General features: G+C 30.4%; 22 protein-coding genes and 1 pseudogene. 19 read left to right on the top strand and 4 right to left on the bottom strand.

Annotated elements, in window-relative coordinates:
- The first annotated feature begins 150 nt into the window (after positions 1 to 150).
- Positions 151 to 732 (top strand): sigma-70 family RNA polymerase sigma factor, encoded by a 582-nt coding sequence (locus BR66_RS0120340; RefSeq protein ID WP_026884563.1) that lies wholly within the window; start codon positions 151 to 153, stop codon positions 730 to 732.
- Here BR66_RS0120340 and ppx read toward each other — a convergent pair.
- Positions 720 to 2,222: an exopolyphosphatase gene (gene ppx / locus BR66_RS0120335; protein ID WP_026884562.1), complete on the bottom strand. Its 1,503-nt coding sequence runs from the start codon at positions 2,220 to 2,222 to the stop codon at positions 720 to 722. The genes BR66_RS0120340 and ppx overlap by 13 nt on opposite strands.
- A gap of 225 nt (positions 2,223 to 2,447) precedes the next feature.
- Between ppx and BR66_RS0120330 the strand changes: the two genes are divergently transcribed.
- The 6 genes from BR66_RS0120330 (at position 2,448) to BR66_RS0120305 (ending at position 11,851) form a co-directional block, all read left to right on the top strand.
- Entirely contained in the window at positions 2,448 to 3,980 is a 1,533-nt protein-coding gene (locus BR66_RS0120330) for a Ppx/GppA phosphatase family protein (RefSeq protein WP_026884561.1), read from the top strand.
- A 32-nt stretch (positions 3,981 to 4,012) separates the two neighbouring features.
- On the top strand, positions 4,013 to 6,118 hold the full coding sequence (locus tag BR66_RS0120325; RefSeq protein WP_026884560.1) for an RNA degradosome polyphosphate kinase: 2,106 nt from the start codon (positions 4,013 to 4,015) through the stop codon (positions 6,116 to 6,118).
- Between the two features lie 414 nt (positions 6,119 to 6,532).
- Positions 6,533 to 8,224, top strand: a complete 1,692-nt coding sequence (argS, locus tag BR66_RS0120320) for an arginine--tRNA ligase (protein ID WP_026884559.1) — start codon at positions 6,533 to 6,535, stop codon at positions 8,222 to 8,224.
- A gap of 24 nt (positions 8,225 to 8,248) precedes the next feature.
- Positions 8,249 to 8,614 carry a hypothetical protein gene (locus tag BR66_RS0120315; protein ID WP_026884558.1) on the top strand — a complete coding sequence of 122 codons (366 nt, stop codon included), beginning with the start codon at positions 8,249 to 8,251 and terminating at the stop codon, positions 8,612 to 8,614.
- A 244-nt stretch (positions 8,615 to 8,858) separates the two neighbouring features.
- Positions 8,859 to 10,061: an HD-GYP domain-containing protein gene (locus BR66_RS0120310; RefSeq protein ID WP_026884557.1), complete on the top strand. Its 1,203-nt coding sequence runs from the start codon at positions 8,859 to 8,861 to the stop codon at positions 10,059 to 10,061.
- 170 nt (positions 10,062 to 10,231) lie between these two features.
- Entirely contained in the window at positions 10,232 to 11,851 is a 1,620-nt protein-coding gene (locus BR66_RS0120305; protein ID WP_026884556.1) for an MORN repeat-containing protein, read from the top strand.
- A 131-nt stretch (positions 11,852 to 11,982) separates the two neighbouring features.
- Here the strand turns inward: BR66_RS0120305 and BR66_RS0120300 are convergent, their stop codons facing one another.
- Positions 11,983 to 13,587, bottom strand: coding sequence for an ATP-binding cassette domain-containing protein (locus tag BR66_RS0120300; protein WP_026884555.1), 1,605 nt, complete (start codon positions 13,585 to 13,587; stop codon positions 11,983 to 11,985).
- 277 nt (positions 13,588 to 13,864) lie between these two features.
- On the opposite strand from BR66_RS0120300, the gene BR66_RS0120295 reads away from it, so the two are divergent.
- From BR66_RS0120295 to BR66_RS0120255, 10 genes and pseudogenes are all read left to right on the top strand, one after another.
- Positions 13,865 to 14,329: a hypothetical protein gene (locus tag BR66_RS0120295; protein WP_026884554.1), complete on the top strand. Its 465-nt coding sequence runs from the start codon at positions 13,865 to 13,867 to the stop codon at positions 14,327 to 14,329.
- A 62-nt stretch (positions 14,330 to 14,391) separates the two neighbouring features.
- A complete protein-coding gene (locus tag BR66_RS0120290) occupies positions 14,392 to 14,925 on the top strand; it encodes a GNAT family N-acetyltransferase (RefSeq protein WP_026884553.1) in 534 nt (177 codons plus the stop codon).
- Positions 14,849 to 15,049, top strand: a complete 201-nt coding sequence (locus tag BR66_RS26520; RefSeq protein WP_242841197.1) for a nucleotidyltransferase domain-containing protein — start codon at positions 14,849 to 14,851, stop codon at positions 15,047 to 15,049. Before BR66_RS0120290 ends, BR66_RS26520 begins: the two co-directional genes overlap by 77 nt.
- A gap of 368 nt (positions 15,050 to 15,417) precedes the next feature.
- Entirely contained in the window at positions 15,418 to 15,867 is a 450-nt protein-coding gene (locus BR66_RS0120285) for a GNAT family N-acetyltransferase (RefSeq protein WP_026884552.1), read from the top strand.
- Between the two features lie 148 nt (positions 15,868 to 16,015).
- Positions 16,016 to 16,198 (top strand): annotated as a pseudogene (locus BR66_RS24380) (AraC family transcriptional regulator); the annotation flags it as partial.
- 32 nt (positions 16,199 to 16,230) lie between these two features.
- Positions 16,231 to 17,448: an iron-containing alcohol dehydrogenase gene (locus BR66_RS0120275; RefSeq protein WP_026884551.1), complete on the top strand. Its 1,218-nt coding sequence runs from the start codon at positions 16,231 to 16,233 to the stop codon at positions 17,446 to 17,448.
- Positions 17,449 to 17,493: 45 nt separating this feature from the next.
- A complete protein-coding gene (locus tag BR66_RS0120270) occupies positions 17,494 to 20,496 on the top strand; it encodes a helicase C-terminal domain-containing protein (RefSeq protein ID WP_026884550.1) in 3,003 nt (1,000 codons plus the stop codon).
- Positions 20,496 to 21,026: a CDP-alcohol phosphatidyltransferase family protein gene (locus BR66_RS0120265; protein WP_026884549.1), complete on the top strand. Its 531-nt coding sequence runs from the start codon at positions 20,496 to 20,498 to the stop codon at positions 21,024 to 21,026. Before BR66_RS0120270 ends, BR66_RS0120265 begins: the two co-directional genes overlap by 1 nt.
- Positions 21,027 to 21,055: 29 nt before the next feature.
- Positions 21,056 to 21,853 carry a PhzF family phenazine biosynthesis protein gene (locus BR66_RS0120260; RefSeq protein WP_026884548.1) on the top strand — a complete coding sequence of 266 codons (798 nt, stop codon included), beginning with the start codon at positions 21,056 to 21,058 and terminating at the stop codon, positions 21,851 to 21,853.
- Between the two features lie 359 nt (positions 21,854 to 22,212).
- Complete coding sequence (locus tag BR66_RS0120255) at positions 22,213 to 23,025, top strand: EFR1 family ferrodoxin (RefSeq protein WP_026884547.1); 813 nt, start codon at positions 22,213 to 22,215, stop codon at positions 23,023 to 23,025.
- Here the strand turns inward: BR66_RS0120255 and BR66_RS0120250 are convergent.
- Positions 23,022 to 23,693, bottom strand: a complete 672-nt coding sequence (locus BR66_RS0120250) for a flavodoxin family protein (protein WP_026884546.1) — start codon at positions 23,691 to 23,693, stop codon at positions 23,022 to 23,024. The genes BR66_RS0120255 and BR66_RS0120250 overlap by 4 nt on opposite strands.
- 156 nt (positions 23,694 to 23,849) lie before the next feature.
- Here BR66_RS0120250 and BR66_RS0120245 point away from each other — a divergent pair, with 156 nt between their 5' ends.
- Both BR66_RS0120245 and BR66_RS0120240 read left to right on the top strand, forming a co-directional pair.
- Positions 23,850 to 24,197: a winged helix-turn-helix transcriptional regulator gene (locus BR66_RS0120245; protein ID WP_026884545.1), complete on the top strand. Its 348-nt coding sequence runs from the start codon at positions 23,850 to 23,852 to the stop codon at positions 24,195 to 24,197.
- 13 nt (positions 24,198 to 24,210) lie between these two features.
- The gene (locus BR66_RS0120240; protein WP_242841189.1) at positions 24,211 to 25,206 is read left to right on the top strand and encodes an aldo/keto reductase; all 996 of its coding nucleotides are present in this window, start codon (positions 24,211 to 24,213) and stop codon (positions 25,204 to 25,206) included.
- Between the two features lie 98 nt (positions 25,207 to 25,304).
- On the opposite strand, the gene BR66_RS24375 is transcribed toward BR66_RS0120240, so the two are convergent.
- Entirely contained in the window at positions 25,305 to 25,907 is a 603-nt protein-coding gene (locus BR66_RS24375; protein ID WP_051624323.1) for a TetR/AcrR family transcriptional regulator, read from the bottom strand.
- Positions 25,908 to 25,949: the final 42 nt, after the last annotated feature.

The following is a 25,949-nucleotide window of genomic DNA, read 5'->3' as shown; positions in this document are numbered from 1 at the left end:
TATAATGAGTATGTGTTTTTTTATTACGCCGAGGTCCAATATAACTGTTAAGTGCATATATACAAATTAAATAACATTATATATTTACACTGAACGTATGTTCGTATATAATATAATTACGATATTTAACAAATATTAGGGGTGAGAAAATTGGAATTAGGTGAGCTTATAAAAAGTGCTAAACTAGGAGATGAAAAAGCAAAAGAAGAAATTTTGAATAGATTTACACCGCTTATCATTAAATATTCTAGATCAACCTATATATGTGGATACCAAGAAGATGACTTAATACAAATTGGATATAATAGTATACTTGATGCATTAAAAGTAATAGATATAAATAGGAATAATAGTTTTGTTGCATATATCTCAGCAGCTGTGATACATAATTATTATTGTCTTATAAGAAGTAAGTGCAGATGTAATGCAGAGACAAGCCTTAATAAACCTATAGGTGAAGGTATTGAACTAATGGATGAATTAGAAGCAAAAGGCAATATTGAAGAAACGTTATTGCAAAATGAGGACTTAGGGGAACTTAATGAAAAACTAAATATGCTTTCGTCCATGGAATTAGAACTCATAGATTTTATATACTTTAAAGAAAGGACACTTAAAGAGTACAGTAAAGTGAAGGGGATAAGTTACAGCGCATGTGCAAAGAGGAAGGAGAGAATCATAAAAAAATTAAGAAAAGCCTTGTTAGGGCATAATCTTAATCAAACAACATAAAGCTTTTTATTGAAAATGGTTTTAAAACTTTCAGCGGCAGAGAGCGCATCCTTTATTTCAATGTAGGCGGAATCTTTTGAAATTGTGGTTATTATTACGCTCTCTGCGTGAATGTCACAAGATATATCAGAGACTTTATAGGTCATACTTTTATCAAGACTTTCTGATAGCCTTAAAAGTATACCTAGTTTTTTTATTAATTCTAAATCGTCCTTATCTAGTATCATTTTATATTCCTGGTAGTTAACGGCAATGTTATCATCTCTGTGATTTGCTGCTATACAAGCACTCATAACTAATTCACGATGAGTTAATCCATAAATTTGAGAATTAAGTATCATGTAAAGAGAATGTTTGTGATGAAAATAATAGGTTATATTAGATCCAATATCATGAAGCATTGCTGAAGCTTTTATTATATTATTTATGTTATATTTATTATCTAAAAGATTTTCAAGTTTAGTGCAAAGGGAATTAAAAAGATAATATATATGCTCTGAATGTTTTTTGTCTGAATTTTGATTAATTAATATATTGTTAATAGATGAACACAGAATGTCATCAGTTGGCTTTTGGTTTTTATAGAGATAGCTGTAGAGTAAACCCTCACGAATTCCATTCCTACTAATTTGAATTTTTTTCATTGCACATAATTCCATCAACGTTTTAACTAAAGCAGCAGCTCCAACAAAAATGTCAGCTCTATCAGATGAGAGACCTTTTATCTTTTTCCTTTGTGTGTTATTTTTGGTTCTAACAGAATTATAAATAGATATTATGTCATCACTGGTCATTCCATAATTATGAATTAAATTCAAAGGGTAATCCACAGATTTTTTGTGTATTTTAGCAATGGTTCTTATACTACCACCTATTCCAATAAGAGGTAAACCATTAGCCTCATCTAACCATTCTAATGAATTTAGTTTTTTCTTAAGAAAGTTAATCAAATCTTTTTCTTTCTCGTCTTCTAGACTATCATTTATGTGAAAATGCTGGGTAAGAGTAATTGCTCCAAAAGGTAAGCTTACGCTTTTTATAAGGTCTCTATTTTTAACAAGGATAAGTTCTGTACTTGCCCCACCAATATCCATAATAAGAGCATTATCAACGTTTATACTGTTAATGGTACTAAAATAGTCATAATAAGCTTCTTCATTACCCGAAAGTATTTTTATATCTAGACCTATATTTTTAGTTCTATCTAAAAAATCAGTCTTATTTTTTGCTCTTCTCACAGCTTCAGTAGCCACGGCAATTATATGTGATACCTGAAAAGAATCACAAATATTTTTATATGTGGAGAGTGTTTTCATAGCTAAATCCATTTTTTCGTCACTTAATAGATCGTCATCATCAAGTCCATCGCCAAGTCTTACGTATTCTTTCAACTCATTAATTACTCTAAAAGACTTTTCATTACCAATTTCTGCAAGCAAAAGTCGTACGGAGTTAGAGCCTATATCAATTATTCCTACTTTTTTATTCATACTTACACCTCAACTATTAAAAAATTATTATATGGTAATGTTAAAATTATGTGTTTTTTAAGGAGTTATCAACAATATGTTGCTATAATATATAGTATTTCATATATTAATTTTATTCAATACAAATTTTAATATTATATTTTAATTGAAAGAATGGTAAAATGAAATTATAGCAATAAATAGTAGCATGATGGGGGATTATAGAAAAGATTGGGGGAGACTTATATGGGTAATATTCAAAGAGAAACTGTAGCTGCATTAGATCTCGGAGCTAATTTTTTCAGAATGATAATAGCTGAAATAGGAAGTGACGGAGAAATTAACGTATTAGATGAATTACAAAAAAATACGTCAATTGGAAAAGACACCTTTTCAAAAAAAAGGATTGGGCCTGATGCAATTTATGAAGCATGTAGTATTTTGAATGGATTTGTAAGACTTATGAAAGATTACGGGGTGAAATTTTATTGGTCAGTTTCCACTAGTGGTATTAGGGAAGCGGACAATAGAGAGTATGTGCTTGAACAGATAAGGGTTAGAACTGGTATAGAAATTCAAGTTATAAACACCGCGCAGGAAAGATATTTGGTGTTTAAAGCACTTAGAGATAGATTGGAAAATTCTGAAAAAATATATAATGATGGTGCGATGATTGTAAATATTGGTTCTGGTGGAGTGGAAATCTCTTTGTATAATGAGGGAAATTTGAAATTCACAGAATATATAAAAATAGGTTCATTAAGACTTAGGGAGGTATTAGGTCCTCTTGAAAATTCTACATTAAATTTTCCACAGGTGATAGGTGAATTTGTAGAGAGTAAAATTTATACACTTAGGAACTACTTGGAAAGTTATAAAATTAAAAATTTTATAGGACTAGGTGGAGGACTTAAATTACTACTTAAGCTTTATGAAAATGATGTTAGCTTTATAACAAAAGATTCTCTTTTAGATTTTTCTAAAAAGATAAAAGACATGAGTACAGAAAAAATAAGGGAAACCTTTGGCATAAATTATACTGAAGCTAAACTTTTGCTACCGTCATCTATTATAATAGAAATATTTTTCAATATGACTGAGGCAGAAGGAATTTATGTACCTCATGTTTCTCTTAGACATGGAATGCTCATAGATATGCTAAGTAACAGGCTTAGTCCAGATAAGAGAAAAGTATTTGAAAATGATGTTATAAGCACTGTTTGGCATATGGGTGAAAAATATTCCATTGACAAGGAACATGCACAAATAGTGAAAAGATTAGCTTTAAAAATATTTGACTGTACGAAGAAAGTTCATAGACTTGGAAATGAGGAGAGGCTACTTTTAGAAATATCAGCTATCTTACATGATATAGGTAAATTTGTAAATTTAAATGAACATGGATACTTTTGTTACAGCCTTATTCACAATGAAGAAATTTTGGGACTTTCTGATAAAAATTTAAACATAGTGGCCAATATAGTAAGATATCATGATGAAGAGATTCCTACTGCTGCTCACGAAAATTATAAGAGGCTAACTTATTCAGATAAGCTGACGGTTTCAAAATTAGCTTCTATTTTAAAATTATCAGAAGCTCTAAATATATCTAAGAAAGATAAATTTAAAGAATTTGATATAAGAATGGATGATAAAAAAGTCTACTTTACAGTAGAGGCATATAACGATATAACTTTGGAAATTTGGAGTTTTGATAATAAAGCAGAATTTTTTGAAGAGGTTATGGGTATAAAACCAGTAATGAATATAATAAATTAGATTTGTTAAACTAAAAACAGGTGGTGCAAAATATGGAAAACAAGTACGAAAATTTTATTAATAGGGAACTAAGTTGGCTTGAATTTAATGAAAGAGTATTAGAGGAAGCAGGTGATAAGACAAATCCTCTACTGGAAAGACTGAATTTTTTATCTATTGTAAGCTCAAATTTGGATGAATTTTTTATGATCAGGGTTGCTTCCCTTATAGAACAGGTCCAAGCAAATTTTGATAAGGTCGATTTTTCTGGATTAAGTGCAACTGAGCAGGTTAAAATGATAACCTCTAAGGTACATGAAATGGTCCATGAAAAATACGATACATATAAAGACTTAAACGTCCATTTAAAAGAAGAAAAAATAGTAATAATTAAACCAAAAGATCTAAATCAAAGCCAAGTGGATTTTTTACATATTTATTTTCATAAAAATGTATATCCGGTATTAACTCCAATGGTAGTGGATAGTAGCAGGCCCTTTCCACTGATAATGAATAAAAGCTTAAATATAGCGCTTTTTATTGATGGAATGGATGAAAAAGAAAATATATTTGCTACTGTTCAGGTTCCATCAGTGTTAGACAGAATTATAGAAATGCCAGTGACTGAAGGCGAAGAAAAATGTTATATATTACTTGAAGATATAATTAAATTAAATATAAATGATGTATTTAGAGGGCATAACATTAAGGATATGGCCTGCTATAGAATTACTAGAAATGCAGATCTTAGCATAGATGAAGAAGGTGCTGAAGATTTACTTGAAGCAATTGAGCAGTCCGTGAAAAATAGAAAATGGGGTGAAGCCATAAGGATTGAAATAGAGGATGACATGAGTGAAGAGTTAATAGAAGTTCTAAAAGATGAACTAGAGGGATCATTTGGTGAATTTTATAGAATAAAAGGACCTATAGATTTGACTTTTTTATCAAAACTTAAATCCATGGTGAACTGCGAAAAGTTAAAATATGCGGCTCATAAACCAGTATCAGTGTCAGAGTTTATATCGGATTCAAATATGTTTGATATCATTTCAAATGAAGATATTTTAGTTCATCATCCGTATCAAAGTTTTGGTTGCGTTGTGGATTTAGTAGAAAATGCAGCAAAAGATCCCAAGGTTTTAGCAATTAAACAGACACTTTATAGAGTTAGTGGAAACTCACCTATAGTAAAGGCACTAATGGAAGCAGCAGAAAATGGAAAGCAAGTAACCGTTCTTGTGGAACTTAAAGCAAGGTTTGATGAAGAAAATAATATAATATGGGCTAAAAAACTTGAAAAAGCAGGATGCCATGTGATATATGGACTACTAGGCCTTAAAATACACGGGAAAATATTATTAGTAGTGAGAAATGAGGCTGATGGGATAAAAAGGTACGTCCATATGGCTACAGGAAATTATAATGATGTAACAGCTAATTTCTACACTGATATTGGTCTATTTACATCAAATCCGTATATAGGGGAGGATGCTTCAGCACTCTTTAATATGCTTTCGGGCTATTCAACTATAGATGAAATGAATAAGTTATATATAGCACCAACGGGACTTAGAAAAAAATTCATTTCACTTATAAGAAGAGAAGAGGAGAATGCTTCTAAAGGAAAAAAATCTCATATAATTATAAAGATAAATTCTCTTGTAGATAAAGAAACAATAGAAGCTTTATATAAGGCTTCCAAAGCAGGGGTTAAGATTCAGTGTATAGTAAGGGGAATATGTTGCTTAAGACCTGGAATTGAAGGAGTAAGCGAAAATATTACCGTAAGAAGCATAGTTGGAAGGTTTTTAGAACATAGTAGGATATTCTATTTTTATAACGATGGAGAAGAAGATATATATTTGTCCAGCGCAGATATCATGAATAGAAATTTAGATAAGAGAGTGGAAATACTATTTCCTATAGAGGCTGAGCATAATAAACATAAGATAAAAAATTATTTGGAGGTGTACCTTTCAGATAATGTAAAGGCTAGAATTCTCTGCAGTGATGGCAGGTATAATAGGGTTACGTTTAAGGAGGAGGATGAAAGAATTAATAGCCAAAATTACTTTGCAAAAAAAGCTATGAAGCAAATAAAAAAGGCTAAAAAACAAGAGAAAGAACAAAAGTTTATTCCAATAACAGCTTATTAAGGCACAATCAAGAAAATAGACTAGCATATAATTTAATTTATTCTTGACATAACCATGAGTGAAATATTATAATTTATATTAAGTTAGTTATATGCAAATTTATCGAAGAGGAAAGTAACCAGTATAAAACTCGTAGCGAGCTGGAAGGTTGGTGAAAGTTCAGCAGTTTTTATTGAAAATGTGTTAAAGACCATAGCACATTTTATTTTATAATGTGAAAAGAGCCTTGGAAAAGCTTCAAAGGGCAAGATAGCCTGATGAAAGACGTGCACTGCGTTAAAGTGTTGAGTGGATTTAAGGTAGCTAAAATCTTAAATTAACCAGAGTGGTACCGCGGAAATTTTCCGTCTCTGCATATTTTGCAGGGGCGTTTTTTTGTTTACAAAAACTATATGTTTTACAGGAGGAAATTTAATGGATTATAAAAAAATAATTGCTGATAAAATTAGAGAAAATTTGGTGGTGGATGTAGAGTCAATTGAAAAATTGATTGAAATACCACCAAAATCAGATATGGGAGATTATGCTTTCCCATGCTTTAGTTTAGCAAAAGCCCTTAGAAAAGCTCCTAATTTAATAGCTGAAGAACTTGCATCTAAGATAAGCAAAGAAGGTTTTGAAAAAATAGATAATTTAGGACCATATCTAAATTTTTTTGTAGACAAAGGTGCCTTTAGTGAAAATACTCTAGAAAAAATATTAAAGGAAAAAGATGAGTATGGTGCTTCAAAGGTTGGAAATGGTAAAAATATAACTATAGATTTTTCATCACCTAATATTGCAAAGCCATTTCACGTAGGTCATTTGTTTGGTACATCTATAGGGAATTCGCTATACAAAATGTTGAGCTTTGAAGGGTATAATTGTATAGGTATAAATCATCTTGGAGACTGGGGCACTCAGTTTGGTAAACTTATTTCAGCCTATAAAAGATGGTGTGACATAGATGCTTTGGAAAAAGAACCAATAAAAGAACTTCTAAGAATATATGTGAAATTTCATGCTGAAGCAGAAAAAGATCCATCTCTTGAGGACGAAGGGAGATTATATTTTAAAAAATTAGAAGATGGTGAAGAGGAAGAAGTTCAGCTTTGGAAAAAGTTTAGAGAATTAAGTCTAAAGGAATTTGAAGTTGTATATAAATTGCTTAATGTAAAATTTGATGCATATACAGGCGAAAGTTTCTATAATGATAAGATGGATGCTATAGTTGAGGAAATAGATAAAAAGGGCATTCTGGTTACAAGTAATGGGGCTAAGGTAGTAATGCTTGAGGATTATAACATGCCGCCTTGTATTATTAAAAAATCGGACGGTGCTACGATTTATGCAACTCGAGATCTGGCAGCAGCGGAGTACAGAAAAAAGACTTATGACTTTTATAAAAGCATTTATGTAGTTGGAAGTGATCAAAAACTTCATTTCAAGCAACTATTTAAGACGTTAGAATTAATGGGCCATGACTGGGCTGAGGATTGTAAGCATGTTAGTTATGGTATGGTGAGATTTACGGACAGAAAGTTCTCAACAAGAAAGGGAGATGTTATATTTCTTGATGAACTTTTAAATGAGGCTGTAGAAAAAACTCTTCAGGTAATTAATGAAAAAAACCCTGAGCTTAAAAATAAAGAGACAGTTTCAAAAACAGTAGGAATAGGAGCTATAGTGTTTACTTTTCTTAAAAACACAAGAGAGAAGGACATTGTGTTTGACTGGCAGGAAATGCTTAGCTTTGACGGAGAAACAGGTCCATACGTTCAATACACTTATGCAAGAGGGAGTAGCATACTAAGAAAACTTGGTACTTCACAAGGGAAAATCGATTACTCCAAATTAGCTACACCTGAAGACTTTGATCTTATAAAACTTTTAGAAAGCTTCCAAAGTGCTATTCTTAGCGCCATAGATAAATTAGAACCATCAACGCTTACAAGACATATTATTGAAATCGCAAAAGCTTTTAACAAATTTTATAATAGCAATAGAATAAGTACAGAAGAAGATGAAGCTGTTAGAAATGCAAGGCTTAAACTTACAGAGGCAACAACACAGGTAATAAAAAATGGATTAAAATTATTAGGAATAGGCGTAGTAGAAGAAATGTAGTATAATTTTGTGGGAGTGATAAAAATGGAAGCAACAGTGAGTATGATATTAAAAGTAGTTGTTTTTTCAGTAATAGCTATAGTATTGTATAATGTATTAAAGGTATTTATACTAAGTAAGGTAAAAGTAAATTTGCCAATTAAAATTGGATCTACCATTCTGTCCGTGGTTCTATTAGTACTTAGTGCTTTTTTATCAACTAGATACAAGGAAGGTAGCTGGGAATATTATATAGGAACAGCTGTAGTTTTATTGTCAATTTTAACAACAGCAGATTTTTGGGTTGGGGATAAGAATAAAAAGATTAAAGCTGACAAAAAAGTTGATGAGTCATCAATGAAACCAAGACCAAAAGCAAAACCAAATAGAGTAAAAAACAGAAATAAATAATGTATTAAACTAGCACTTAAGCGGGGTTAAAATATAAAACCTGCTGAGGTGCTAGTTTTGATTTTTATGAAAAGTGGCAGTTATGTACAAAAATTATAATCAGATGCCAATATAAAAATATTTAGAATTATATCTTTAGATAAAAGTTATACTGCGTAAATTAACAGGAGGATTCGCACTTTCACTCTGTACTTTGAACAAATACTGTTTATGTATATAAAAGATTTGAGGGGAGCGACAAACCATGAAATTTAATTTAAACGAGTTTTTACTAGCAGTATCATTTGCACTAGATTTTGTAGAAATAGATATAGCAGGAAGAAGGACAAACCATGGTAAAAGGGTTGCTTACATTACACTTAGAATAGCTAAAAAACTGGGATTTAAGGATGAAGACTTGTATGATATTGTTTCACTTGCAATTTTGCATGACAATGGAATATGTGAAGCTAATAATGATGTTATTCATGATAAAATAAATGATAAAGAACACGCAATGGAACATTGTATAACGGGTGAGCGTAATGTAGAAAACTACCCATTTTTAAGAAAACGGAAAAATATTATAAAATATCATCATGAAAAACATGATGGTTCAGGGTTCTATAAATTAATGGGACACGAAATACCACTTATGTCTGAAATAATTTGTTTCGCTGATTTTATGGAAAATGGATTTACTCTTGATAAGATGTGTGACGAAAACAAAAGGAAAATAGAACAGTTTGTAAATCAGCAGAGTGGAAAGATTTTTAAAACTGAAATATGTGAAGCATTTTTGGAAATAGCGGGGAGTACAAGTTTTAGATTGGATCTGGGAGATAATTTTATCAATGCAGCATTAGACCAATACACCCCACAATACACAGTGGAACTAAGCCTTATAGATATAGTGAAAATGACAGACGTGTTTTCACAAATAATTGACTCAAAGTCAAAGTTTACTAGGAAACATTCCAAGGGAATTGCAGAGAAAGCGGCTATAATGTCAGATTACTATAATTATGGATTTGATGAGAAAACAAGACTAGTTATTGCGGCAAATCTTCATGATTTAGGGAAATTGGCAGTTCCTAACAGCATTTTGGATAAATCGGATAAACTTACTGAAGATGAGTTTGATATAATAAAATCACATACATATTACACGAGAGTTGCATTATCAAAAATCAGTGGTTTTGAGGATATAACAGAATGGGCTGCCAATCATCATGAAAAATTGAATGGTTTTGGGTATCCTTATGGTAAAAATGCAAGTGAACTGGATTTTAATTCTAGACTTATGGGGTGCATTGACATTTATCAGGCATTAACTGAGGAAAGGCCTTATAGAAGGCCACTTCCACATGATAAGGTTATAGGCATAATGCAAGGAATGGCTGATGAAGGGTTTATTGATAAGGATAGAGTTAGGGATGTTGATAAAGTGTTTCAATTGAATAACTGAGGAAGTGACAAGTTATTTTAGAGTAAAAAACCATCTGTGCTAAGGTACAGATGGTTTTTTAATAAAATAATCAAGTGACACCTAAAATTATACATTAACAAAAATATATAATTTAGTATATACTTTATATGACGAAAAAAATCTCTGAAAGAGCAAAAGGAGAGTTTGCAATGGAAAAAGGCTATAGAGTTAGAGATTTTATAAGAAAATATTTAGTTTGGATTTTGATTTGCCCAGTTATATTAATATCGGTGTTGAGTTTAATTGTGAAGTGGGGGGCTATAAATGTCAATACAAGTGGATTAATTATTGATATTGCTACACCAATAAAGCTTGGTGATTATGTGTATTATTATATTTCAGTTGTTGGTATTGAAGTAACTGGATTATTGTCCTATGCTATTTGGAGAGCAAGCATGGAAAGTAATAAACTTTGGAAGGATATTAGTAATAAAGAGGAAAATAAAGATAAAGAAATCATTAGGGAGAGCGCATTAATAGTGTACTACGACCTGGTTTCAAATATAAGTATTCTTAAAATGTTATATTCAACACAAATGCTAAAAACAAAAGCAGTGGAAACAAATAAATTAAATATTATATCAGATTGGGTTAAAAATATAGGAAATTTAAGAGATATATTAACAGGAAAAGAAATAGAAATATTATTTAATTTATATAATAGTTTTTCTTTACTTAGTGAACTTGAGCGCAATCCAAATGATGAAAGTAATGAGTTAAAAACATTAGTGAAACAACTTTCAAAAAAAATATTTATTTCAGTTTTATTAGATCATTTATGGATGGATTTTAACGGAGCAACTGAATCAATTTTGAACAATAAATATTATCCTATTTTAAGAAAAATTCAATTGGCATCAAAAATTAATCTGGATAATAATGAATATAGTTATAATAGTGAAGACGGAGAGTTATGCGTCAATCAAAACAATGAAATGGTAAAATACAGAGGAGAATTTATCAATGGTATCATACATAATGGTACGGATGAATGGCATTTAGATGATGGTACACTTTTATATTCTTTAAAATGTGAAAATGGTAAAATTATTAGTGGGGAATATACCAATAAATTTAGAGAAGAAAGTGAATTGATTTTTAACTGCAAATTTAACGGTGAAGGTAAGCAGACAGAAGGATATACAACTACTTTTTATTCACCAAATATAATGAAATATCAAGGCCTAATTATTGATGGAAAATATTCGGGACAAGGCAAGTATTATGCTAATAAGAACTCACTAAAATTGATGTTTTCTGGAACATTTGAAAAAGGTAAAATGCTTAAGGGTAAATATTTAAATAAATCTTCCAAAAAAATAATTTATTTTAAGGGGGAATACTTTAACAAAATGCCTTATTCTGGAAATATCGAATGCTCTGAGTTCTTTGAACTTGATGGTACCTATGGATTTAAGGGAATGATTAAGGAAGGTAAACCAATAGATGGAAGTGGGTATAAGTTCGCCCAGGAAATAATTGATAACGAGTATGTGAATGAAGATTATAATGGTGACACGCAAGTGGATGGCAGTGACGATTATAATGACCAATATGAAAATATTCCAGAAGAAATGCAACAAGAGCTGAATGAAAATTACGAAAGAGAAAAAAATCAAAATACCTTCGATGATTTGAAGCAAAATTATGGACATGTAGTTGAATTAATAAAGGCAGATTGGAATCATGGTGACTGCACAGTGTACGATGATGATATTATCAACAAGAAGCATTTTGCCTATTCTAATTGGAAGAAAAAAGAAGTCTGAATAATAGTTGGGTAGTTATGAAATATAAATTCAGCTAAGATGCAGTAGTATTTGAAGTTAATTGGGGGAAATTGGTCTTGGTCATCATTCATAATATATTGGATACTGAATCCTTTCATGAAACCCCCTCTTTAAATACTTACTGCATTTTTCAATGATCTAAACTCTTTTTTATCCTTTAGTTTTTCATAGGGCAAATTATATATTAAACTTCCATTTTCCATAAATAAAATGCTATCAAATCTGTCTAAATTTTCACCTATATCATGAGTTATCATCACAACTGTTTTATTCAAAGACAAAGTTTTATCAAATAAATCTTGTTTTTTGCTTTCATCAATTGCCGAAAAAGGTTCATCTAGTAATACAATAGGAGTATTTTCATTAAATAATCTCACTAATCCTATTAACTTCTTTTCACCTCCACTTAATAGTCTACAGTTATTAGATCCCTTTAGCTTTTCTGCATCATTAGTAAATACATTATTATTTATATTTTTATAACTATTAAAAATAGTAACATTGTCATCATAGTTTTGAGAAAACATATATTCATCTTGATTCATAACACCAAATAAATAGCTTGGCTCAATTTCACTAATATCCCTGCCATCAATTTTGAATTCTCCAGAGTAGTCATTAATATGTGAAGATAAAATGTTAAACAATGTACTTTTCCCCGAACCATTTAACCCGACTAATGCATATTTTTTATTCTTCTCTAAATTTAAGTTTATATTTTTCAAGCTAAACTCAGAGAAATTTTTATTTAGATTGTTAATATTAACTTCGGTAAAGTCCTTAATATGAATACTTTTATGCGCCTCATTATCAGCTCTAATAAAATCTAGAAACGATTTAACCAAACCTTTTGAAGAATTAATCATACTCATGTCATACAGTATTTCTTGCACTGGTTCCATAAAACTTTGGGCATATTGAAAAGTGGCTACTGCAAAGCCGGTTGTAACACTTCCTTTAAAGGTTAAATACCCTAAATATAGAAATATAATATAATTTAGACTTTCAGACCCTAGCCCGTTTAGTACCCACATAAAACTATTGGCTTTTCCGTACTTATATCTTTCATCTAAAACTTTCTTTAAATTTTTCCTGTGATCTCCTTCAATGTTGCTTCTAGTTCTAAAGTTAATAACTTTAAATCCATTAAAAAATTCTTCAATCTTGGAATAATATTTCTTTTGATAATTTAAGTAATTGTTCCTTCTTTTAGCAGTTTCAGTACCTAGAGATTTAGGAAGTAATACTCCAAGAAGCGATACACCAAGCAATATTAAACTGACCTTAATATCTAAGGTTATAATTATAACTACAAAATATGTAATTAGTCTAATGCTTTGAGTAATAATTGCCATTAAAGGTCCTAGATAATCATTGCCTATTTCAGTGATATCATTAACTTGAAACGATATATACTCTCCAACTTTTTTCTTTGAGAATTCTTCATAATTCAAGCTAACAACTTTATTAAAATAATCTTCTTTTAAAATCTGGTCAAACTTTAGTTTATATTTGGTTTGGGTTATATTGCAAAAATAACATAAAACGATGAATAAAATAAGACATGCAGTATACCCAATTATTGCTTCCTTATATTGTCCTTCAAAAAGAATTTTTAAAAAGTATGGGTTTAACGAATTTACGACATATGAAAGAAAAGTTAATATTATGAACATTATTAATTCTTTTTGTATTTTTCTAAAGTACTTTTTCATTTTAATCTCCTATAAAATTTATGAATTATTTTCAACTAAACACATAAGAACTTAGATATTTAATGATTGTATTTACTTTTTTTGCAAGGTATAGTATCCTTAATTCAATTATAAACTTGTATATTGATGATAAGTATGTTGCTACTATCCTTTTATACTAATATGTTACTATATTTATATTTAATTGTAAATAAGGGTATAGAATAAGGCGATATGCAGGGGTCGTATTTAATATATTACTATAATGAACAGATAGAAATTTAGGAGGAGTAACGTTATGGCATATAAATTAAATGAAATTACAATAACAACGAACAATTCCAAAGAAGGAATGAAAAATATTGGTGATATTTGGAATGATATTATAAGTGGAAAACTACCTATTCGTTTTGATAGTGAACATGTATTTCAGCAGGGTATTTCTCCAGTTTCAAAATACAGTAATTATTCTAGTGATGAAAATGGAGACTATGACTTAACTATAATGGCTGTGACAGCGGATTTTTTTAAAATGATGGATGCAGAAGTAAGCAAAGGTTTTTATAAAAAATATGATGAAAAAGATGAAAATGGAGAAATAAGTGCTTGTACTAGAAAGGCGTGGGAAAAGGTATGGTCTGAGCAAAAAACGGGACATATACATAGAACATTCACAGCAGATTTTGAGAGCACTGTCCCAGGTGAATATACGAAAGATGGGAAAGTACATTGTTATTTATATATTGCAATTCAGATGGTGTAATGAATGTTAGAGGATTATATTGAAACTATAATCAATTATTATAGTTATGTGGAGTTGAAGTTATGAATATTAGAAAGGCAGTAATTGAAGATGCTATTGGCATTGCGAAAGTCCATATTAAGGCATGGCAAGAGACATATAAGGGATTGATTTGTGAGGAATATTTGAATTCCATATCATTGGGCGAAAAGACTAAAAAGTGGAAAGATATTATTCAGGAGAATAGAAAAGCCGAAAGAACACTTGTTATTGAAAATGAATTAAGAGATATAGTTGGATTCGCTTTTTATGGGATTAATAATGAAAAAAAGTATGAATACGATGGGGATTTACATGCTATATATATCCTAAAAGCGTATCAAAATTGTGGATGTGGGAGTAAAATCATAAAAACAGCAGTTAAAGAACTAGTAGATTTAGGGTGCAATTCATTAATGATTTGGGCACTAAAGGATAATCCATATTGCAGGTTTTATGAAAAAATAGGTGGGATTAAAGTAGGGGAGAGACAACATACATATGGAAATCAAGAAGTTAAATTGGCTGGATATGGCTGGAAAGATATTCGTTCTAATAGACTTTTCCATACTGTATGACAAGGATATAAACGATTTTGAAGAAATAAAAATTGCATGTGGTATCACTGATACAATTAAAATAGATAATATTGATACTATAAATATAAATAAAGCACCTATAACTCTTCAATTTAAACTATAAAGGAAGGCAGAAATTTATATGAGTCGGACTATATTAAAGTTTGTGACTTTATAGAATATGTAATAAGAAATTATGGTGATAAAAAGTATTATTTGGATCAATTTGAAAAAGACTATTTTGAAAGTATTAAGTAAAAAACTCTGAGAATGATATCTTGGAGTTTTTATTTACAATTAAATTGTGTATGTAGAAAATAAACATATCCTTTCTTCCTATTATTATACATTTATGCTATGATTTTATTATGCGATATAAATGTAGCTAAGATGCAGTAGTATTTAAAGTTACTTCGGAAGAGTAAGTAAAGACGAAGTAAAGATTATTTACAAAAGATGCAGACAAATAGTAATTTGAAGGGGGAACAATTTATGGAGATAGTAAAGTTTAATTTAAAAGATAAAAATGAATTATTAGAGTTAGATAAAGAATGTTTTGAAGTAGATTACTGGGGAAATGAATTATGGCAAGAAATTTTGGGGGATTTAGAACATAATATTATTTATTTAGTGAAACAAAATAATGAATTAATTGCATACTTGATGATATTCAATTGGGGAAAAGAAAAAAATTACGTTAAAATTACTAATATAGGAATTAAAAGTTGTTTTAGAGGACAAAAATTAGCTCATAAATTATTTGAAACAATGCTAAATGAGATGAAAAAAGAAGGAATGAAAGAGTTTAGAGGAGAGACAAGAGTTACAAACTATCCAATGCAAAAAGTATTTAGTGATTTTGATTTCAGAAATGTAGAAACTTTTAAAGGGTATTATGATAATCCTACTGAAGATGCATTCAGATATCATTTAAGTATATAAATATGTTGATAAATTCCAATTTGTAGATTTGAATTAACATAATTTTAGACTCAGTTGTTTCGCATTTTTCAATTCTTGTGTAACAACAGTAAATTTATAAACACTAATTTGAAGTGAGAAGTATTTAGATAATGGTGGGAGCAAAATTATGGCATATAAATTAAATAAAATTACAATAACAACGAATAATTCTAAAGAAGGAATAAGAAATATCGGTGATAATTGGAATGATGTTATAAGTGGAAATTTACCTATTGTTTTTGATAGTGAACATGTATTTCAACAGGGTATTTCTCCAGTTTCAAAATACAGTAATTATTCCAGTGATGAAATGAGTTATGGGGTAATATGGAGGGGTAAAATATGATTTGGACATTAAAAAAAATATATTACAGAACAGTTCAGTCAGTAGTTAGAACTGGAGCTAAACTAGTACACTTTAAAGAACCAAAATTAATCACTGGGGCAGGTAGTGTAAATAAATTACCAGATATAATGAAGAAGGAGCATATTGATAAAGCTCTAATTATAGTAAGCAAAACCATAATGAAATCAGGATTATTAGACAATGTTTTAGGAAAGCTAAAAGAAAATAATATAGGCTATGAGATTTATGATAGTGTAAAACCTAATCCTACTATAGAAAATATTGAGGAGTGCCTAAAAGTTTATCAAAATACAAATTGTAATGCTATAGCCGCAATTGGAGGAGGTTCTCCAATAGATTGTGCAAAGGTAGTAGCAGCAAGAGCTACTAATAGTAATTTACAAATTAAAGATTTAAGGGGGTTTTTAAAAGTAAAAAAGTCTATCCCACCTTTTTTCGCAGTGCCAACTACTGCTGGGAGTGGATCGGAAGCTACTGTAGCAGCTGTAGTAACGGATTCCACTACACATGAGAAATATGCAATTGCAGATCTTAAACTTATACCAGATTTTGCGATATTAGACCCAGAATTAACTGTTGGGGTTCCAAAACAACTGACAGCATCAACTGGAATGGATGCATTAACCCATGCTATTGAAGCTTACGTAGGGAAAAATGGAACAAATTATACAAATCATAAAGCATTAAAAGCTACAAAAATGATTATAGATAATTTAGAAATTGTATATAAAGACGGAACCAATATAGAAGGGCGTAACTCAATGTTACTAGCGTCAAATTATGCAGGAGAGGCTTTTACTAGGGCTTATGTTGGATATGTACATGCAATAGCACATAGTATTGGTGGTTTGTATGGGGTGGCTCATGGCCAGGCTAATGCTATAATACTTCCTAAGGTATTGGAGTACTATGGAGAATCAGTATATAAAAAGTTATCTGAAATTGCTATTTACATAAATTTAGGAAATAAAAATGAATCACAAAAGGATTTAGCTCTAAAATTCATAGCAAAGATAAAGGATATGAACAAAAATATGAATATTCCTTTAGGCATTAAAGAACTAAGGGAAGAGGATATACATTTAATTGCACAAAGAGCTACTAAAGAAGGAAACCCAGGTTATCCAGTTCCTAAAATAATAAGTATTAATGAGTGTGAAGAACTTGTAAAAAATTTGATTGTAAAATTGTGATACAATATAATTGCTAAGAATCTCAGTAAATGACAAGGAGCAGTTATGAAACCTTATAGCATATTAAACAATTTAGTATTTTTAGATATAAAAACTACAGGCAATGATCCTAAAAATGATAAAATAATAAAAATAAGTGCCATTAAGATAAAAGAAAAAAAAGTCACTAAATTTGATGCTTTAGTTAATCCCAATAGATCAGTCCCACTAAACATTTTGGGGCTTTGCAAAGGAATTACTCAAGAAAAACTCAGTAGCGCCTCGGAGTTTAAAGAGGTTATGAAAAAACTAAAGGTTTTCTTTGAAGACCTTCCTTTGGTATGTCATGATTTAGAGAACCAAAAAAGTTTTCTTAATGTAAATAATAAGTTTTTAGATTCATTAGAGCTTGTTGCTATACTTTTTCCTGAACTTCCAGAGTTTAATCTTAAATATTTAATAAAAAAATTTATCCCTGATTCTAAAAATGGAAAACATAGAGAACTTAGTTATGTTGAAGAGATAATAGAGGTACTCAATTTTTGTTTAAGTCGGTTTTATAGTGAAAATGGGTACACTTTATCTATGAGTCTCATAGACCTTGAGGGGTGGGATTGGTACACGTATATTTCAAATGTGAACATGGATGATGTGAAATATTTTTTAGATAATAATGAAGCTATTAAACTGGGAAATAAGGAGAGAAAACCATATCCGGTTTTCGCTCTTAAGGATTATGAAAAACTTTTTGAAAATAAAAAAATTTGGAAAAGGGGTGGCAGAAGCTATACTTTAAGACCGGAGCAAAGGGATGCATCAAAATTTGTACGAGAAGGTCTACAAAATGAAAAAATAACAATAATGGAAGCGCCAACAGGCCTAGGCAAAAGTATGGCTTATCTACTTCCAGCAATTATACATACACATCTTAAGCAAGAAAAAATCATTATATCTACTAATACTAAGGGACTACAAAATCAACTTGTAAATAAGGACATTCCAAATCTTTTAGAAGCATTAGATTTAAAAAGAGATATAAAATATACAATAATAAAAGGGAAAAATAATTATCTATGTATTGATGGATTTCAGGATATAGAGTTTCCAAAGGACATGAAAACCCTTATTGGTTATGTGTATTTAAAAAGACTTATAACAGAAAAGGGAATTGGAGATATAGAAGATATAAGTGATGATATAAAAGAAAAGTTCAATTTAAAGGAATTACTAGAAAAATGCATATGTGATACTGAACTTTGCGATTCAGAAAAATGCAAATATAAAGATAGATGTTATTATGCTTTAAGGGTTGAAGATTTAAAAGAGTCACAACTTATTGTAGTAAATCACTCACTATTGTTAAGGTGGTCTTATCAAAGCATTGCTCCACTTGATAATATTGTGGTGGATGAAGCTCATAATTTATCTAAAGAAGTATATGAAGCCTATGAAGAAAATTTGATTTCCTACGAATTTGAAAAATTTTTAAAGGATATATATAATAGCTCACAAAAGAGTGGTTACCTGTATTATTTGTCAACAAGAACCAAAAAGGATATTTTGCCTTTAAGCGATGTAGAATCGGATATAGAAAAGTGTAGCGATGAAATTAAAAATATTAGAGGCGCTTTTGAAAACTATGTGAAAGATAGCAAAATAAGCAGGGAATACAATATTAAAGAACATTTAAATAAAAGTAATTCTAACATAGCAAAGATAATAAAATATTTAGGATGTCTTAAAGAAGACATGGCTAGACTTAACATAAATTTAGACAAAGCGATTACGGTTCTCAAAAATATAGCTAACCTTGAAAAAGATAAGAGCCTTAAGATATTAATAGAAAAAGTGGAAGTTATAAATGATTATATTAGGTTTTCAGAAGATATAGCGAACCAAAGCATAGAGGATTATTGCTTTTACTTTGAAGTGGATAAAAATTTTAACTGGTGGAAGATAGCTAGTATTCCATTAGATGTATCAGGGGTATTTTATGAAAAAGTTCTAAAGGGTGCTAAAAGCTGTCTATTTTTATCTGCCACTTTAAGTACTGATAACAGCTACAATAATTTAAAAAACACCTTAGGCATTAATATTGCAAAGTCTCAAAACAAAGAAATAGTAGAAGTAATGCCTATAAAACCGATCTTTCAATATAGAGATAAAAGTGTCATTTATGCTATAGAAAATATAGATCCAAATGATGCTCAAACTTTTTCACAGCAAATGAAAAAATTTGTTGTGGAGCTATCAACTAATGTTGAAGGTAATATTATTGTACTTTTTACAAGTAGAAAAAGACTTAATGCATTTAAAAACGAAGCTACAGAAGAACTTAATACTCTAGGAATCACCGTTGTGGAAGGTAAAAAAGATATTGAAAAACTTAAATCCAGGGAAGTAAGATACATTCTTCTAGGTTCAAAGGGATTTTTTGAAGGAATAGATATTCCAGGTGATGCTATGGCAACAGTAGTTTTAGACAAATTACCGAATATAAACAGCAATGAACCTTTTTATAAGTCATTAATAGAAAAAAATATTGAAAAAGGTGCCAGCTATTGGAATGCCTATTCAAAGGTTAATTTCCCAATTGTATCCATAGATTTGAAGCAAATTTATGGAAGACTTATACGAACTGAATATGATTACGGCTCACTATTTATTATGAGTAAATTCGATGGCAATAACCAAGCAGTGAAAAAACTTGAAAATCAGCTTTATGGTGTTCCTATTATAAGAAAAAGCAAAGATTTGATTTTTCAAGATTTAAATTTAAGGAGAGTAAGGTGGAAACAAATTAACCTTTACAAGATAATGAAGGAAGTAAAAAGTTCTTTAAAAAAATCTATTTTAGTAAAAAACAGTAATAATAAAATCAAATCAATTAAAGAAACAGAGGATTTCATAAATTTATTTTTGTCCTTAGAGTATAAGAAAAGAAATTTAAAATATGATGTAAATATTTCTTTAGAGGGAGAATTAGCAATTTATATTGGTGATAAAGAAGTGAAATTAGGAAGAAACACTGAGAATATAAAACAGTATTTTAAGGAGGTTGTATCGTGATGAAATTAATACCAAATTTTATATCATTTAGTAGAATAATTCTTTCTCTAATTTTAATTTTTGTCAAGCCATTAAGCATAATTTTTTACGTTATATATCTTATTTGTGGATTCAGTGATATTATGGATGGATTTATTGCTAGAAGCACAGGGACAGCAAGTGTACTTGGTGCAAAGATTGATTCAGCGGCTGATATGGCAATGGTAGGCGTGTTATTAATTGTGCTTTATCCAATTATAAATCCTGATAGAAAAATCGTCATTTGGATAATTACAATAGCTATTATAAGATTTGCAGCAATGGCAATAGCAATTAAAAAATATAAAACCTTTGCTAGTATTCACACTTATGGAAATAAAATCACAGGAATTGTTCTGTTTATGGTTCCTATATTGCTTCACTATATCTTTGCAATTGAGCTAATGTATATAATTTGCGCAATGGCAAGCCTATCAGCAATTGAGGAACTAGTTATTCAAATTGTGTCAAGTGAGCTTCAAGTGAACAAAAAAAGTATATTTGCAAAATGAGCAAAAGTAAAAATAATTGGGGGCTAGTTATGATTGATATTTACCAAGTTGATTCTTTTACTTCAGAACGCTTCAAGGGTAATCCAGCAGGAGTATGTATTTTAGAGGAATTTGCTAATGATAAAAGTATGCTTAATATGGCTAGAGAAATGAACTTATCTGAGACTGCTTTTGTGGTTAGAAATAAAGATGAATTTATGCTTAGGTGGTTCACTACTACATTTGAGATAGATTTATGTGGGCATGCCACATTAGCTACTGCTCATATATTATGGACAGAAGGATTTTGGGACAAAGATAAACCTATCATATTTAATACGCGTAGTGGAAAACTTATTGTTAATCTAAAAGATAATCTGCTCGAGATGAATTTTCCTTCACTAGAGTGTTCAGAGGTAAGTGCATTACCAAATTCACTAATTGAGGCTTTAGGAGGAATAAAGCCTATTTTTCTTGGTAAATCAGGAGAAAACTATCTAATTGAAGTGGCAACTGAAGAAGAAGTCAGAGGTATGCAGATTAATGTTTCTAAACTATTAGAATGTAAGATGAAGGGAGTTATAGTTACAGCTAAGGGTGCTGGCAAATATGACTTTGTATCAAGATTTTTCGCACCAGAAGTTGGGGTTTCAGAAGATCCAGTAACAGGCTCAGCACATTGCGTTTTAGCAACATTTTGGAGTGAAAGATTAGGCAAGGCAAAATTTAGTGCCTACCAATGTTCAAAGAGGGGTGGGGAAGTTAATCTGGAACTTTTAGGAGATAGGGTATTATTGCGAGGAAATGCAGTGACAATTTTCAAAGGTAAGCTTTTGGAAGAATTATAAGCTAATAATGTGGCGGACTTTATTAACGGTATCATCCACTGCTATAACGATATAAACTCTTATGCTAAAATGTGGGTAGGAGTACTTTTCTTTTGCTGGGAGGATGTATATGAAGGAGATTTATAATATTGGAGAGATAGTTAAGGAATTAAAGATAAATGCAGAATATAGAGTGTTGTGATGATATGGAAACTTATTTAAAAAACTATTCCTTGACCGTGTAGCATAGTACATGGTTTATAATACCATTAACAACTTAGAAATATTTATAATGGGACGTGTCATCTTTAATAGAATAAGGGAAATAAAGGATGGTAGTCATCGGATAAATAGAATTTAGCCAAAAAGGAGAGGGGTTAATGGTAATAGAAAAGGATACTATATTATATTTTTCAGGAACGGGGAATAGCTTGCAAGTTGCAAAGGACATAAGTGGTGAGCTAGGTGGAGTTCAGTTATGCAAATTAGCATCACTTATAGATGAAAACAAGGTAGAAGTAAAATCTAAAATTCTAGGAATAGTTTTTCCAGTATATTATGCATGGTTACCATTAGTGGTGGAGAGTGTATTGAAGAAAATAGAAATTGATAAAGATACATATGTTTTTGCCATAGCAACCTTTGCTGGAAGTCCCGCGGAAGTATTAAATAAGCTTAGCAATACATTACAAAGTAATGGTAAAACACTTAACTCTGGTTTTCTAATTCGTATGCCAGGGAACAATATATATTATTTTGGTGCTATGTCTTTGAAAAGACAAAATAAGGATTTTAAAAGAGAAAAAGAGAAAGTGAGGGAAATATCATACATAATTAAACTAAGGAAAAATTGCAAATATGAATTAAGCAAATTACTTATAGATATACCAATTGATAGGATTTTTATTAAATCTACAAACAAAATAATGGAAAATTTCCATATAAGAGATAAGAAATTTTGGGTCAATGAAAATTGTAATGGTTGTGGAGTATGTAAAAGTATTTGTCCAGCAAATAATATAGAGATTATTGAAAATAAACCAAAATGGAAACATAATTGTGAGCAATGTACGGCCTGCATCCAATATTGTCCTAATGAGGCTATTCAATGGGGAATAAAAACTGTTAAAAGAAAGAGATATAGAAATCCCAATGTAAATATAAATGAGCTAAAAACAAAAGAAACCAGTTAATTCTGGTTTCTTTTGTTTTTAGCCATATTTTCGCCAATATTAAAGGCCTTTTCACAATCTAGTGGAAATTGAATGTCTCTCTGTTTAGCTTTATCTTCCTCTGAAAAAAGATCTGACTTATATTTTGAATAATCATCAAATTGGTATGTATTATTCGAATACATTGATTCTGGTTTTGAAAATATGGCTTGAATATAGGATTCAATTTGATTAAAGGTATTTACATAACCACTTTTTTTCATTTGTTCTTCTGTTACATTCATTGTGTAAATAATAGCAGTTGGCATTTTTTTCGGGGCGAGAGAAGTATGTTTATCGTCATAGGTAAGGTAAGGGAATAACAATCTTTCTAAAAATGATTTTAATTCACCGGTTATATTTTGAAAAAAGATAGGAGAACCAAAAATAATACCATCGGCTTGGGACACATTTTCTATAATTTCAGAAATATCATCCCTTAATGCACACTTGCCATAACTTTTGCCATCAATTTTTTTACATGCAAAACAGCTTTTACAACCAGTAAAATTATAGTCGTATAAATTTATAATGTCAGTTTGGACTTCTTCATCTTTTATTGAATATTTTACGCCCTCAAGCGCCTTTTTAAGTAACGTGGCTGTATTTTTATTTTTCCTTGGACTTCCATTAATAGCATAAATCTTCATGATAAAACACTCCTTTGCTTTTATATTGGAATATGATAAATTTTTCTGTTATAATCAATATATCACAAAGACATAAATGCACAAGTATGCAGTTATTTCTGTTTAAGTATGAAAAACATACTAATTAGGATTATAAGGAGTTGTACGAATAATATTATGGATAATGAAGAAGTAACTAATGAAAATATATATGAAACAAAATGTCCTATAATATACGCTCTTGATATTGTTGGACAAAAGTGGAAATTACCCATTATGTGGTATCTCTTTGACAATCAGGTCATTAGATATAATGAATTAAAACGTAGTATAAATGGTATCACTAGTATGATGCTTACAAAATCTTTAAAAGAACTGGAGGGTAATAAACTTATAACTCGCAGACAATATAACGAAATTCCACCTAGGGTTGAATATTCATTAACAGAAAGAGGAAAAGGATTAATCCCTGCTTTGAATGAATTATATATATGGGGTGAGCAGCAAATTGATTTTGATAAATAGGGGGCGGTAAATAATGAAAAAAGAATTAAATTTTGAAATGAAAACAAGGACACTAGGGAACAGTGATTTAGTGGTTTCATCTATTGGTCTTGGATTAATGGGTATGTCACCTGGGATTTATGGTGAAACAAATGATAATGAATCCATTGCCACTATTCACCATGCAATGGATCTAGGTGTTACATTTTTTGATACCGCAGATGTTTATGGTAATGGGCATAATGAGAGGCTTCTTGGACAAGCACTTAAAGGACGTAGACATAGTGCTATTATCGCCACAAAGTTTTCATTAGGACCAAATTTTCAAGGTGTAAACGGACGTCCTGATTATGTGAAGAAAGCCATTGATAATAGTCTTCTTAGATTAGGAGTAGATTATATAGATCTTTATTATCAACATCGTGTTGATCCAAAGATTCCTATTGAGGAAACTGTAGGAGCAATGTCTGATCTTGTTAAAGCAGGAAAGGTACGATATCTTGGATTATCAGAAGCATCAGCGGGAACTATACGGCGTGCTAGTGCAGTTCATCCAATTACTGCTTTAGAGACTGAATACTCTCTTTGGAGTAGAGAAATGGAGGATGAAATATTGCCTACGGTGAGGGAACTAGGAATTACTCACGTGGCTTACAGTCCACTAAGTAGAGGTTTTATATCTGGTGAACTAAAGAGTTTTGATTGTTTGGCTGAAGATGATTTTAGACGACTTATGCCACGATTCCAAGGAGATAACTTCAAAAAAAATATAGAACTAGTTGAGAAAATTCGTGAAATTGCAAAGGAGAAAAACTGCACTACATCACAACTTGCAATAGCTTGGACAATATCAAATGGAGCATTACCAATTCCAGGAACAAAACATCAAAATTATTTGGAAGAAAATATTGGTGCTCTTGAAATAGAATTAACTAGAGAAGATTTAGCACGCATTGATGTCATTAGTCCCAAAAATGTCGCTAAGGGTAATCGTTATAGCGACTTCGGCATTAAAACTGTGAATTTATAATGTATTAAAATTAAAGTATATAGGTTAATATGTGCCTTAAACTGATTTTAAAAATCAGTTTAAGGCACATATTTTATCAAATGGATTTATGAAATTTGCTAGTTTTTTATATCCTGACATCTTTCACCATAACCTCCAGCCATAATAAAATGAAGAATTTCTTCTGTAAAATTGCAAGGTACAGTTAATGGGTATTTCTTCCTCAGGCTATATATAGCACCACAAATAGAACAAGATATCATTGTAGCTAATAAATATATGCTTAGCTTTTCATTATCAGTGGAACTAACCTTATTTGTAAGTAAAGTTATTATAATATTTTGTAATAGTTCCTTCACTTTTATTTGAGCTATTGGGCCAAAAGATTTATAACCAGATTTACATGAATTACATAAACTATCACAATAATCCAGCACTGAAAGAATTAAGCTTCTCATGGTTTCTTCCGTGGCCATAGGTTGTGGGGAAACTCTTTTGGATACGAAAGTCATGAAGCTATCAGAAATAATAGATTCTATTAGTACATATTTATCGCTGTAGTGGGCGTAGAAGGTAGCTCTATTTATTGTAGCTCTCTCAGTAATATCCCTAACCGTTATAGTATCAAAATCTTTCTCTTTTGATAAGAAAACGAAAGCATCTTGTATTAATCGACGAGTCCGTATAACCCTCGGGTCAGTTTTATTCATTGGCACTGACATATGTATTTCTCCTTAATTAAATTATTGATAATCTATTTTTTA

This window comes from Clostridium akagii DSM 12554, from assembly GCF_000686725.1.
GTDB lineage: Bacteria > Bacillota > Clostridia > Clostridiales > Clostridiaceae > Clostridium_I > Clostridium_I akagii.
The sequence above is the reverse complement of the archived record's forward strand: the minus strand, read 5'-3'. Positions and strand labels throughout refer to the sequence as shown.